The 13,343-nt window shown below is 49.8% G+C and carries 9 protein-coding genes; 7 read left to right on the plus strand and 2 right to left on the minus strand.

Features of this window, described 5'->3' with window-relative positions; translation table 11 throughout:
* The 4 genes from HY774_10510 to HY774_10525 all read left to right on the plus strand — a co-directional run.
* On the plus strand, positions 1-214 hold a 214-nt coding region (locus HY774_10510; protein MBI4748910.1), incomplete at its 5' end, for a hypothetical protein.
* Between the two features lie 680 nt (positions 215-894).
* A complete protein-coding gene (locus HY774_10515) occupies positions 895-2,691 on the plus strand; it encodes a hypothetical protein (protein MBI4748911.1) in 1,797 nt (598 codons plus the stop codon).
* A gap of 58 nt (positions 2,692-2,749) precedes the next feature.
* Positions 2,750-5,299: a thiamine pyrophosphate-requiring protein gene (locus HY774_10520; protein ID MBI4748912.1), complete on the plus strand. Its 2,550-nt coding sequence runs from the start codon at positions 2,750-2,752 to the stop codon at positions 5,297-5,299.
* 598 nt (positions 5,300-5,897) lie between these two features.
* Complete coding sequence (locus tag HY774_10525) at positions 5,898-7,730, plus strand: fused MFS/spermidine synthase (protein MBI4748913.1); 1,833 nt, start codon at positions 5,898-5,900, stop codon at positions 7,728-7,730.
* Here the strand turns inward: HY774_10525 and HY774_10530 are convergent.
* Positions 7,727-8,107 carry a ligand-binding protein SH3 gene (locus HY774_10530; GenBank protein MBI4748914.1) on the minus strand — a complete coding sequence of 127 codons (381 nt, stop codon included), beginning with the start codon at positions 8,105-8,107 and terminating at the stop codon, positions 7,727-7,729. The genes HY774_10525 and HY774_10530 overlap by 4 nt on opposite strands.
* 144 nt (positions 8,108-8,251) lie before the next feature.
* Positions 8,252-9,238: an NAD-dependent epimerase/dehydratase family protein gene (locus tag HY774_10535; GenBank protein MBI4748915.1), complete on the minus strand. Its 987-nt coding sequence runs from the start codon at positions 9,236-9,238 to the stop codon at positions 8,252-8,254.
* A gap of 101 nt (positions 9,239-9,339) precedes the next feature.
* Here HY774_10535 and cax point away from each other — a divergent pair, with 101 nt between their 5' ends.
* From cax to HY774_10550, 3 genes are all read left to right on the plus strand, one after another.
* Complete coding sequence (gene cax / locus HY774_10540) at positions 9,340-10,446, plus strand: calcium/proton exchanger (protein MBI4748916.1); 1,107 nt, start codon at positions 9,340-9,342, stop codon at positions 10,444-10,446.
* A gap of 49 nt (positions 10,447-10,495) precedes the next feature.
* Positions 10,496-11,536, plus strand: a complete 1,041-nt coding sequence (locus HY774_10545; protein MBI4748917.1) for a hypothetical protein — start codon at positions 10,496-10,498, stop codon at positions 11,534-11,536.
* A gap of 250 nt (positions 11,537-11,786) precedes the next feature.
* Positions 11,787-13,199 (plus strand): M48 family metalloprotease, encoded by a 1,413-nt coding sequence (locus HY774_10550; protein MBI4748918.1) that lies wholly within the window; start codon positions 11,787-11,789, stop codon positions 13,197-13,199.
* Positions 13,200-13,343 lie beyond the last annotated feature (144 nt).

The following is a 13,343-nucleotide window of genomic DNA, read 5'->3' on the forward strand; positions in this document are numbered from 1 at the left end:
TGTTTTCCTGCAACCAGCCAATAGTCCAACGGAACGGGTGGTGTGGTTTGGAGACGGTGGACTCTTCCGGTTTGAATCGCCCGCCGGAAATGACGAATCCCGACTGAGAATCGGAAGCTTTGCCGGTGAACGGGACTTTGACATGGTGATTGTCGAAGGCCGAAAGCTCACCACGCTGGTGGATGTCTTGAATAACGACACACCTGAGCAATAGTGAAGAGAAAGGCTTTTAGTGTTCAAGATTTGTAATCCAGACAAATACAATTTTCTCAATGGCTTGACTTGTTGAGTCAAAACTTCAAGTTTCCAGAACCCGCCGTTGATGATCAAACTAATTTTCCTGCTTCTACCGGATTTTGTGTTGGGGACAAATCAAGAGCGCCAGGAAGTCAGTACCACCTGCGTGAGCGGGTGGGTCAGCCAGCTTCCAATCCCACCCGCTCACGCAGGTGGTACTGACAAGTCCTTTATTTTCAACACCGGCCTGGTCCAACACAAAATCCGGTAGAAACAGTAATTTTCAAGCACCTTTCGTGCGAATTGGTTTGGATAGGTAGCCAGTGGTCGTGCTCAAAGCAGCACGACCACTGGCTATTGTTTATTACCCTTCAAACAACAAATAGCCAGTTTATTCAACCTGAAGAAAAAAACGAAGTTCATCCTGGCTGTGAAACAGACGGGGTTTCAAACCTTCAATGAATGGATTAGACTGCGGCGTTCTAAAAGGCTCAGTTTTCCAACCCTGTCATATCTCCCTGAACTTTCCATCAAGCCCCGTTTGCCAGCTATGAAGAATGAATTTTGAATTCCCGACTGTCCAGGTTTTCATAAGTCATAATTCATAGTTCATAATTTGAGTCGTTTTTGAGGTGTTGTGTGTTTCGCAGTTCTCGCATGAAGGTTCTCATTGCTGGTTGTTTTCTGACTGGTGTCGGCCTGGTGGTCGCCGTAACGACGTATCAAACAAAGGCGATGCGTGAACTCAAGCCCGATTTAGCCACGGTTGACTATGCCGGGTCAGAAAGCTGTCGTCAGTGTCATCAAGCGGAATTTGATCATTGGAGCGAGTCGCACCATCACAAGATGACCCAGGTGGCGTCGCCGCAATCGGTGGTTGGAGATTTCAACAATGCCACTTATACCTTCAATGGCGTTACGTCGCGGATGTTTCGGCAGGGAGATGAGTTTTTCATGGAGACGCTTGACCCCAGCGGCCAAATGGCAACCGCGAAAATTGTTCGAACCATCGGGTCACGTCGGTTCCAGCAGTATGTGACCCAGGTCGGCCCGACGTTCTGGCGGTTGCCGATTGCCTGGAATATTGAAAAGGGGTACTGGTTCAACTTACAGGGATTATTTCTCCACGCCGACAATCCCAATTTTAGTCAACACACGGCCATTTGGAACCAAAACTGTATTTTCTGCCACAACGTGAAGGGCAATCCGGGAATGGACTTTGACACCCGGCAGTTTGTCAACACCAATGTCAAAGAACTGGGCATTGGCTGTGAAGCGTGCCACGGACCTGGAAAACTGCACATTGAGAAAAACCAGATACCCGGCTGGGCCTGGTTGCGCAAAAAGGTGCGTGCCGACGATCCAACCATTGTCGAGCCGAAGAAACTTGAGAAAACGACCGAACTTCAGGTGTGCGGGCATTGCCACGGCCAGCGAATTCCGGCTCAGGAAAATGCCATTCGCGACGTGATGGAAAAGGGCGACCCTTATACGGCAGGTGAAAACCTCTCAAAATATTTCACGCCACTCAATATCACGTCCAAAGTCGGAACCTACAGTTTTGCCCAGCGGTTTTACCCGGATGGCACACCTCGTCTGACCGCTTATGAATACCAGGGTGTGTTGATGAGCAAGTGTTATCAGGCCGGGGAAATGACCTGCAACAGTTGTCATGATGTTCACAAAGGCCGTCAGCAGTCGCTCCTGACTGACGACATGCGGGGCAATACCGGGTGTGTCCAGTGCCATCAGGACATCAAGGCTCGACTGACCGAACACACTCATCATAAAGCCGACAGTAACGGGAGTTCGTGCAATGAATGTCATCGCCCACGGATCATCTTTGGGCTGCTGACTGCCAAGCGTACCCATCGCGTGCTGAATCCCAACCCCGACAAAAGCCTGACGACGGATATGCCCAATGGGTGCAATATGTGCCACCAGAAGGAAAGCACCGCCTGGACTTCGAAATACCTGACCGAGTGGTATGGTCCGGAACATGCTCTGACGGCTGAAAACCAAACCCGCCCTGACGCCAGCCAGTCAGAAATGGTTCGGGAGCTGTTTAGCGTTGATCCGTCAGCCCGGTGCGTGGCGGCCTGGGCGCTTGGCCAGCCAGGGGCAAATGAAAACAGTGACGCCGCCAAATGGGCAATTCCGTTTTTGATCGAAGCGTTGCGCGACCCGTACCCGGCGGTTCGGTACTTTGCCTATGATTCGCTCAAGCAACTGACTCAGGACGACAACCTGAAATTCTTCTATCTGGCTGATTCCAAAGATCGTGAAGCCGTCATTGCCTCGTTTGTGACCTGGTGGGAGAAATCCCCGAAGCCAGATGCCAGATATCGCCCAACAACGGTGCCGCTTGATGCCCGTTGGATGATTCCAGCGACCGAGCAGGCCAGGTACAAAGCCAGCATCAACAAAAGCTTATCAATTGAAATCGGTGAATAAAAAAGTCCAGAGTTCCGCCATCAGGCGGCCTTGTCATTTGAGAAAGGAAAATGTGTTTGTGGAAACTCAACTGATTGAAGTCTCAACCGGCGCTAAATTGTATGTTGCCAAAGCTGGCACGGGGCCGGAACTGATTTTGTTTCTCCATGCTGTGGGCGGAGACCATTCGTCCTGGATGCCCCAGATCGAGGCATTTCAAGATCGCTATACCTGCATTTCCTTCGATCAACGTGGCCACAGCCGGTCTGAGATTCCGGAGATGCTCCTGGAGCATATCAATGTGATGACCTTTGCCGAAGACGCCGCCGCTGTAATTGCCCATTTCGGCTTTCGTCGGGCGCATCTGGTTGGGCTTTCGATGGGTGGCGTGGTGGCACTAAAGGTTTTTCGCCGGTTTCCACACCTGGTTCAATCCCTGACACTGGCCAATACCTGGGCGTTTCATCCTGAAGCCGAAGGCCGAATTGTCTTTATGCAGCATCAGTTGGAAGAAATGAGCCTTTCGAAAAGCTCGGAAATGCTTATTCCGGGATTGTTTGCACCAAAAACGGCTCCGGAAATTATTGAACGGGCCATTCGAGTTGAAGCCGCCAAAGATCCAGATGTTTTTCTGGCCTCGTGGCAATCCATGTTCGGCGTTGATTTTCGCGATTTACTGCCATCCATCAACGTTCCGGTCTTGCTTCTTGGCGGCACCGAAGACAAAGTCACCCCAACTGACCCGCTCCTGACTGAAATCTTTGCAACTGTTCCAACTTCGCAACTGGTAAACATTGACGGCGCCGGGCATTTCTCAAACCTTGACCATCCAGCGGAATTTAATCGGGCCCTGGGCGTCCATTTGGGGCGTTCCCGAAGTCGAAGCGGCGCCAAAACCCAATTTCAAGCCAATCCAAATATCAAACTTGAGGCTGACACCGTGGCTCAAGGGTTGATGGCCATGCTTTCGCAGCGTGGTGTGGAGTGTTTCTTTTCAAATTCCGGGACGGATTTCACCCCGATTATTGATGCCCTGGCGCGGTACCAGAACAATGCTGAATTCAAGCTCAAGACGATTGCGATTCCCCACGAAAACACCGCTATTGCCATGGCGCACGGTCATTACCTGCTGTCTGGTCGTCCACAGGTCGTGATGGCTCACGTCAATGTTGGAACGGCAAATATGGGACTGGGAATCATCAACGCGGCCCGGTCACGGATTCCAATGCTGGTCCTGGCCGGGAAAACGCCCTGGTATGAATCAGAGGTTGATGGATGCCGTACCAATTTTGTGCAGTGGGGACAGGATACCTTTGACCAGGGCGCCTATTTTCGTGAATTCACCAAATGGGATTATGAGTTAAAGGGCGCCTTCAACCTGGAAACAATTGTTGATCGGGCCCTGGCAATTGCCGCCAGTGAACCTGCCGGTCCGGTCTATCTCACACTTCCCAAAGAAGCTCTGTGCCAGAAGCTCGAAACGCCGTTTCAGATTCATCAAACCCCGCGTCAGCAACCAGCCGGAACTCAGGAACCAACCGCCGATGCGCTTTCTGTGGCAGTTAACCTGATTCAGAACGCCAAATCTCCTTTGATTGTGACGGCTGATGCTGGACGGTTTCGCGGTGCGGTTGAAGCCTTAATTCAGTTTTCAGAAACGTGCGCCATTCCGGTGATTGAGCACGGCAAACGCAATTTCTTTAATTTTCCAACTGAGCATCCGTTGCACCTTGGCTTTTCACCCTCACCGTATGTTGAGCAGGCCGACCTGGTCATTGCGCTCGAATGCCCTGTCCCCTGGATTCCGGCCCTGTCCCAGGTCAAACAGCCGCCAACTTTAATCCAAATTGGGGTGGATCCGCTCTTTCAAGCCATTCCCATGCGCAGTTTCCCAGCCGATGTGGCTCTGGCCGGAGATCCAGCCGCAACCTTGCAGAAACTGACCCGGTTGCTCAACCAGTGTGAGAATTTGGAACATCGCGCCCAACGTCGTGAAACCATTGCCGTGGAACACAACCGGATGGTGTCAGCCTGTCGGACGGCAGCGGCTGGCGATAGTTCGAAATCGGTGATTACCAAGCGGTTTCTGTCGTGGTGTATTGGGCAGGTGGTGGATGATGAGACGGTCATCTTTAACGAGTACAACCTGGATCCACAGCTTGTTTCACGCCGGTTGACCGATAGCTGGTTTGAAAATTCAGTGGCCAGCGGTCTGGGCTGGTCGCTTGGGGCCGCACTCGGGGCTCAACTGGCCAGACCTGAACTCACGATGGTCGTCACCCTGGGCGATGGGAGCTATTTATTCAACACTCCGCTTTCGGCACACTATGTGGCCGCAGCTTACAATCTGCCGATTATCATTGTGGTGTTTAATGACAGTGCCTGGACCACGATCAAGAAATCCTATTTAGGCACCACACCTGAGCCCTGGGGTGTCAAAAATAACACTTTCCCGCTGTGCAATTTTGACGTGCAAATCCATTTTGAAAAACTGGCTGAGTCGTGTGGCGGCGTTGGATTGACGGTTTCTGAACCCGGAGATGTGATCGAAGCCCTCAAGCAAGCATTTCATATTTCCCGGCAGGAGCGGCGGCACGTTCTGGTCAATGTGCTTTGCGAGCGGGATTGAAAGCAAAAGACCAGTCCCTGGAAATTCAAACTGGTTGGTATCAATGGCTTCGAGTGTTTGATGATTCTAACAGCGGTGCGGAAAAAGTCGGGTTTCGCCGTCCAGGCAAAGGTTGTCAGACTCAGATGAGCATTCCGTAGCTGCCTTGGAATAGCTGAACCCGGTAGCCCGTTAACTGAGTGGGGAGACTTTAATGTCAATAACTTACAAGCAGAAACAACTGCTCTTCTTTTTGTTTTTCCTATCTGGATTTTGCGGTTTGTTGTATCAGGTTGTATGGATTCGGCTGGCGTTTGCGTCGTTTGGGGTGATTACTCCAGTACTTTCGGTCATTGTTTCGGTTTTTATGGCTGGGCTGGCTGTTGGATCCTGGGGCGCCGGAAGATATGTCAGGAGTCTGAGTCGAACCCTCAACTGGTCTGTCGTTACTCTGTATTCAGTTTCAGAATGCCTGATTGGTATTGGGGCGGTTGTGGTTCCTTACTTGTTTCGATTTGGTGAGCGATTGCTGCTTAACACCGGAGAATCAAATTCAGTTCTTCACCTCGCACTCACGGCTGTGGTTATTGCGATATCAATTTTCCCGTTTTGTTTGTGTATGGGAGCCACCTTTCCATTGATGATGGCTTATGTGAAAGCCAGGGAAACGGAAAACACAACAAGCTTTAGTTACTTATATTTAGCAAATGTAATTGGAGCAATGTGTGGAACATTAATAACCTCAGTTTTTTTAATTGAATTGCTAGGGTTTTCCAGGACCTTATGGGTTGCAGGGGTATCAAATTTTCTGATTGCTGGAATCAGTTTCGAGTTGGGGCGCAGACACCGGGAACCACAGCTTGAATTGCCTGATCCGGTTTCCTCCTCTTTGCCGACAAACACATTTTGGAAAGATGCTCGATTTCGAGTGGCCCTGGTCATTTTATTTACCACAGGTTTGACTTCGATGGCTTTTGAAGTTGTTTGGACCCGGGCATTTAATTCTGTTTTAGGCACTCAGGTTTACTCGTTTGCCTCTGTACTGTTTGTTTATTTGCTGACAACCTGGATTGGGGCGCTTATTTACCGGCATGATTTTGACCGAAAAAAAGAACATTCTCTTTCAAGTTTGATTGCCTGGTTGGTTTTGGCGGCATTGTTACCTATTTTGCTCAATGACCCTCGGTTGCAAACGACACTTTCCAACTTGTTCAAAATGGATTTGAGATGGTTTTGGGCATTGGCAAGCATCGGCCCGTTCTGCGGTATTCTGGGTTATTTAACTCCGGGTTTAATTGATCAGGTGTCACTTGGTAACCCCAAGGAAGCTGGTATTGCCTATGCTTTTAATATTCTGGGTTGCATTCTGGGGCCGCTATTGACCTGTTATATTTTTCTGCCTTCTTTTGGGGCTCAAACTTCAATCGTCATTATGACCTTACCCATCGCTGGGCTGTTTGTGCTTAAATTCAGAGAGTACAGGCCATTTTTTGGATGGGGAATTGGAGCACTGACTGTTGCCGCCTTGATTGTATCAGGAGCTGTTGCCCGAAGTTATGAAGGTGGAAATGCCCAGGTACAGGGGAAGAATTTTGAACTACGTCGGGATCATGTTGCGACTGTGATGGCTTACCGGACGGGGGATTCGGCAACGGGAGGCACGTTGTTGGTAAACGGTGTCGGGATTACAAAAAAAAGTACTATCACAAAATTTATGGCACACCTTCCAATGGTTTTTTGCCCACATAAGCCGGAATCTTCACTGGTCATCTGCTTTGGAATGGGGACGACATACCGGTCTTTGTTAAGTTGGGGCGGTCAGGCCACAGCCGTTGAGTTATCCCCAAGTGTTACAGCTTCATTTGGGTTCTTTTTTAAAGATGCAGAACAAATTTTGCGCAACCCAAAGGGCAAAATTGTGGTTGATGATGGCCGGCGGTTCTTGCAACGAACAAATCAAACCTTTGATGTCATCACCATTGACCCCCCACCTCCAGCAGAGTCAGCGGGTTCAAGTTTGTTGTATTCTGAAGAATTTTATCAACTGGTAAAACTCCGCCTCCATCCAGATGGGGTTTTTCAGCAATGGTTTGGCGAAGGTGATGACCAGTGCCCTAAAGCTATAGCCCAGTCCCTTTGTAAAGTATTTCCTTATGTCCGTGTGTTTCATTCTGTTGAAGGTTGGGGATATCACTTCCTGGCTTCATCCAGGCCGATTATGAATCCGGACCCGGCAGTGTTTTCGGCTAAGTTCCCAGAATCTGCTCACAATGATCTGGTCGAATGGGTTCCTCAATGGTCTGAGCCCAAAGACTTTCCTACTTTTTTAAACTTTGTTCTCTCAAAAGAAATACCTGTGCAGCAAACATTACCGACCAATCCCAACCAGCGCATTACGGATGATCGTCCGTTTAATGAGTATTATCTGGTTCGGAGATATTTGTTGAATTAGGCGGATGTAATCTGGTCCAAAGAGGGATTGGCGTCTGAAATTTCAAGACAGGAAACCGGAATCCAGCCTGATTCTCCGGCGCTATTGGTACACCACGCCCAGCCGAATTCAATCTTGTGAACAACCAGGTGGTGTCCCTCATGAGCCGTCAGCTCACGGGCAGTGTAATCCATCACTGTTTGCTCGGATTGCCCGTTGGCTTCAAAGGTATGTTTGGGCACCCAGCCGCTTTTTCCCCGCTGGTCCGTGCACCAGATCCAGCCTGGAAACTCGGTGTCTTCCTGGCCAACCTGGATTGGTTCGCCGGCCTGGAATGAAATTGGGTCAAGGTATTGTGCCTGATAGGCTTTGATGACAATTGCCTGGGTTGTAACCATAAATTGATGCTCCTCAAAAAAAGAACAAAAAGGACGAAAGGGACAAAAAGGACATAAGGGACCAAAAGTTCGAAAACCCCGAACCCCGAACCCCGAACCCCGAACCCCGAACCCCGAACCCCGAACCCCGAACCCGTGTCTTTCTCACACATACTCATTGGCGCGAAACCACTCCACAGCATCACGGAGCGCGGTTTCAATCGGGGTTTGGGGCAGGCCAAGTTCGCGGATGGCTTTATCGCTTCGATAGTACATGGCGTGTTTGGCCATTTTGGCGCTGTCAATTTCAACAGTTGGGGGACGGCCAGTGAGCCGACTGATGAAAAGTTCGTCAATGTAGCCGACCGCAATTGGAATCCAATGTGGAATCGCTTTTGTCGGTGCGGGGAGGCCCGTGATGACTTCGAGCATGTCCACCAGTTCCTTGAGCGTCACGTTGCGGTTCCCCAAAATGTAGCGTTCACCAATCCGGCCTTTTTCAGCCGCCAGCAGATGTCCTTTGACGACGTCGCGAACATCCACCAGGTTGAGTCCAGTGTGGACATACAGCGGCATTTCACGCTTCAAAAACCGAAGAACAATATTTCCAGTTGGGGTGGGCTTGACGTCACGCGGGCCAATTGGGGTACTTGGATTGACGATTACCACGGGGAGTCCTTCGCGGGCAGCCGCGACGGCGGCTTCTTCGGCCAGGAACTTTGATTTTTTATAGGCACTGACCAGTTCATCAACTGTTGTGCAGGTGGTTTCATCCGCTTCCTGACCGTGAGGTGGCACGCCGATAGCGGCCACTGAACTGGTGTGGACAAACCGTCGAATATTGGTTTTCCGAGCGGCTCGAAGCAGATTCTTGGTGCCATCAACGTTGCTTCGATAAATGGCCGCACTGTCACGCCGAAGCAGGCTGTAATGAGCCGCCACGTGAAAAACCAGTTGGCACCCATCGAGAGCCCGGTGTAAAAAGTGTTCGTCGTTTAAATCTCCCTCAACACAATCAATTGTCAACCCTTCCAGATTTTTTTGGTCACTTCCGGGTCGTACCAGCGCCCGGACTTCACTGCCTGAGGCCAGGAGTTCCGGGATGAGATTTCCGCCGATAAATCCCGTGCCTCCAGTCACAAATGCACGCATAGATTGGTTGTTTTTCTCCTTTGACTGAATTTTGGATTGACACCACTGAAGTCACGGAACCAACGATTTTCAAACCTCAAGCGGAGCCTCACCCAAAAACTATGAAAAAACTCTTTGCGGCTGAAAACATTATGAATCTGCTGCTGGTCTTTGTGCCGGTGGCAATGATTTTGGAATGGGTGATCCACGCCCAACCCATCTGGATTTTTGTGGTATCGTGTCTGGCGATTATTCCACTGGCTGGCTTGATGGGAAAGGCCACCGAGCACCTTTCGGAAAAATTAGGGGAAGGGATTGGCGGGTTGCTCAATGCCACCTTTGGCAACGCCGCGGAATTGATTATCGCGTTTATGGCGCTCCGCGAAGGGCTCTATGATGTGGTCAAAGCCTCGATCACGGGCTCGATTATCGGTAACCTGTTACTGGTCTTTGGGTTAAGTGCTCTGGTTGGTGGATTGAAATTTCCAAATCAAACGTTTAACCGGACGGCAGCCAATCTCGGCACCACCATGCTCGCTTTGAGCGCGTTTGCACTGCTGATACCAGCCGTGTTTCACGCCATTGTGTTTGGCAAAGCACCAGCCACCCACGAGCGCGAATTGAGCCTGGAAATTTCAATCGTGCTCTTTATTACCTATATCCTGAGTCTGATTTTTACGCTCAAAACCCATAAACATCTGTACGTTGGTGAGTTAGGTGATGCTGAAGAAGAAGCCATCGGGACCCACGGCTGGTCGCAAGGGAAATCAGTCGGCGTCCTGGTCGGTGCCACGGCTATGGTTGCGCTGATTAGTGAATTCCTGGTTGGGTCAGTTGAAGCCGCCGCCAAAACGCTTGGAATGACTGAAGTTTTCGTCGGCGTGATTCTGGTGGCGATTATTGGGAACGCGGCGGAGCATTCAACCGCCGTGCTGATGGCGCTTAAAAACAAGATGGACCTGGCGATGAACATTGCGGTTGGGTCTTCGCTTCAGATTGCCTTGTTTGTGGCCCCGATGCTGGTTTTTCTGAGCTATCCATTTGGCGGCAAAGGGCCAATGGATTTGCTTTTTACCACACTTGAAGTCGTTTCGATTGTGATTGCCGTCACCACAACCTCACTGGTTTCACAGGATGGCGAATCCAACTGGATGGAAGGTGTGCAATTACTGGCGGTGTATCTGATACTCGGGATTGCCTTTTACAACCTGCCGCATCTGCCGTTGTAACAGATTCGCTCGTCAGTTCACCTGGAATTTGCAGTGAAAGGCCAACGATATGCGAAGTTTCGGTCTTGTCTCGGCAGCCGTTTTGATGCTGGCATGGATTGGAGTTTCAAGTTCTCCGATTCAGGCGAAACCAATGAATATCAACACTTTGAGCACCGCCCAAACCATTCGGGATGGTGCTCTTTTGTATTTTCCGCTTGAAGTCGGGAATCAGTGGATCTATCGCAGCACCACCCTTGAAGGCATCGTGATCGAAGTCGTTGAAATCCGTGAAGTCCAGGGCAAATCTTACTTTGTGGTGAGAGGATTGGTCCGAGGGCGCGACATACTGGTCCGTGAGTCCAAAAAAGGGACCCTGGTGATTTTTGATGAAGAATCGAAAACCGAAAATCTGTGGTATGACTTTAAGACGAAAAAGGATGATGATTTTATATCGCCACCTCACGTCTGTGCGCCGAAAGCAGTAATGACATCAAGGACATACACGTATCGAGGGTTGATTGGCACCTATTCCAATGCCCTGCAACTCACGTACCCTGGTGTTTTTCAATGCGGCAATGCTCAGGAAATTTTTGTTCCGACCATTGGGCTGGTTCAGTGGACCGAAGTGCGTGGTCCGGCACAGTTTGTCTACGATTTGATGTATGTGCGGCTTGGAAAAAATACCGTCTTGACCCAGCCGGAGATCGGTTTTTTCATCACGCTTGATCAGTCAACCTATTTGACACGCCCGCCGGGTACAACCGCCGGGTATATTCCACATTTGACAGCAAAGATTACACTTCGAAGCACCCATCCGGCACCATTGAAACTGACCTTTCCCACCGGGCAACTGTTTGATTTCTCGATTCGGGATGAGAAAGGCGAAGTCTTTTATACCTGGTCAGATGGGAAGGGATTTCCTGAAGTCATCACTGAAGAATCAGTCTCCGGCGAGCGACATTTTGTCATCGGTGTGCCGTTGATCACGTCAGATGCCTGGATTTTGCCCGCCGGCCACTATATCGCCGAAGCCTGGATGACGACGCAGGGGACGCGCAAATTTGCGGCTTCAGTTGGATTTGAAGTGGTGGACAATAAATCGAAATAATACCAGTCCGTCGTCAGTGGCAGTGGTCAGTCGTTCGCTCAGTTGATTTCGCTGAATAGCTTGACTATTTCCTGGGAGCGCCGGCATCTGATTGAAAACCAACCGCTTTGTGCCAGCAAGATGCCGGCGCTCCCACGAGGAATCTTTTCCTGAGAATTTATGCTTCCTGGCCCGTGATTTGCTCGGTGTTAGGCATTGAGGAAAATCACCCAGACCTGTTTTGTTCAGGTGTCGAAGGGAGGTAAGTTGTATGGTGACCTCTCGCTTAAAATCTCACTTTCCGTTGCGTTTCCAACAATTCCTTTCCATTGGGATCAGTGCAGTTTTGCTTACGATACTGTGTTTACCAGTTCGTGGGCAGGAAGTTCCATCGCCCCAGCCACCTCTTTCTGAACTGGTTGAGCAACCCTACCTCCAGGTGTTGATTCTTGCCCCGCAGCTTGAACTTTCACGTTCTGAAGTTGCCGATTTTCGGGCTGAACTCAAACGCCAGAAGGAGCTGGAACAAAAGCGGTTTGAATCACAGGAAAAATTGCTGGCCCGCACCATTGAACAATGGCAAAAACAACTTGAAGTGCTGAACCGGAGTGCTTCGAAAGACTCTGAGACAATGGCAAAGCAGCGTAAAGACGCCCATTGCCAAATTTTGAAGCTCGAACGTGAAAAGCGTGAAAAAACACTGGCCCGTAAACATGGTGTTCCGGTCGCCTTTGAAAATAAGCTGGCCAAGCTCGATTTATTAGTGGACTGGCCAGCCAAAGAGCAGGAAATCAAAAATACCATCGCTTCGGGAACCGCCCGTCAACGTCGGTATGGAAATGTCGAAGATATTGGCATCCGGGTCATTGTCAAAGACCAGGAAAAAGACATCAAGCTTGGTGAACGTGCAGTTCAAGAACTCAAGCTGTATGGCCTGCTTCCAAAGGAATTTGACGACAAGGAAGTCAATGATTTTGTGCGGGTGGTGGCTGAAAATATCGCAATCAATTCTGACTTGAAAGTGCCACTCAAGGTCACAATCCTGGAAAGCGATGAAATCAATGCCTTTGCCTTGCCGGGTGGTTACCTCTTTATCAACACGGGGTTGATCCAGCATGTTCGCACTGAAGCAGAGTTAGCCGGAGTGATTTCGCATGAAATCGCCCACATCACTGGTCGTCACGGTGCCCGATTGATGAAGCGAGTGACAATTGCCAGCATCATTTTTGAAGCTGCCCAGGTTGCCGCCATCATTTTTACCGGCGGCATTGCAGGCATCGGAACATACTATGCTCTGCAATATGGATTCTTTGGGTTGGGACTGATGTTGAATCTGGCGTTATTGGGCGTTTGCCGCGATTTTGAGGCCGAAGCGGATCAACTCGGTGTTCAGTATGCGTGGCGCGCGGGCTATGACCCACGCGGATTTGTTACCTTTTTTGACTACATGGCCAGTGAAAAAGGCTATGTCAAATCCTCAAGCTTTTTCCGAACGCATCCGCCATTCTTTGAACGAATCGTGAGTACGTTCAGTGAAATTGCTTATTTACCGGAAATGGAAGTTCAAAAAATTGACTCCAGCGAGTTTCAGGCGATCAAAATTCGCCTCAAAACTTTGCTGGAGCAGACAAAACTCGAAGAGAAAAACAAACCTTCTCTCAAGCGAAAAATTGAATGTGATTGATTGCCAATCGAATGAAGAACCTTTTTAGTGGTTAGTGGTTAGTGGTTAGAAATCAATACTTTCGAAGAAGGACCAAGGCTCAACCACCAAATACCAGGGACCAAGGGACCCAGAAGAAAATAAAATCCCACTGAAATCGGGTTC

The organism is Acidobacteriota bacterium (genome assembly GCA_016208495.1).
In the GTDB taxonomy this organism is placed as follows: Bacteria; Acidobacteriota; Blastocatellia; order Chloracidobacteriales; family Chloracidobacteriaceae; genus JACQXX01.

What these genes read in the sequence shown, in the direction of transcription:
- HY774_10530 (MBI4748914.1), bottom strand. Translation starts at nt 8,107, where the DNA reads ATGGTTACAACCCAGGCAATTGTCATCAAAGCCTATCAGGCACAATAC.
- HY774_10535 (MBI4748915.1), bottom strand. Translation starts at nt 9,238, where the DNA reads ATGCGTGCATTTGTGACTGGAGGCACGGGATTTATCGGCGGAAATCTC.
- HY774_10545 (MBI4748917.1), top strand. Translation starts at nt 10,496, where the DNA reads ATGCGAAGTTTCGGTCTTGTCTCGGCAGCCGTTTTGATGCTGGCATGG.
- HY774_10525 (MBI4748913.1), top strand. Translation starts at nt 5,898, where the DNA reads ATGGGAGCCACCTTTCCATTGATGATGGCTTATGTGAAAGCCAGGGAA.
- HY774_10550 (MBI4748918.1), top strand. Translation starts at nt 11,787, where the DNA reads ATGGTGACCTCTCGCTTAAAATCTCACTTTCCGTTGCGTTTCCAACAA.
- cax (MBI4748916.1), top strand. Translation starts at nt 9,340, where the DNA reads ATGAAAAAACTCTTTGCGGCTGAAAACATTATGAATCTGCTGCTGGTC.
- HY774_10515 (MBI4748911.1), top strand. Translation starts at nt 895, where the DNA reads ATGAAGGTTCTCATTGCTGGTTGTTTTCTGACTGGTGTCGGCCTGGTG.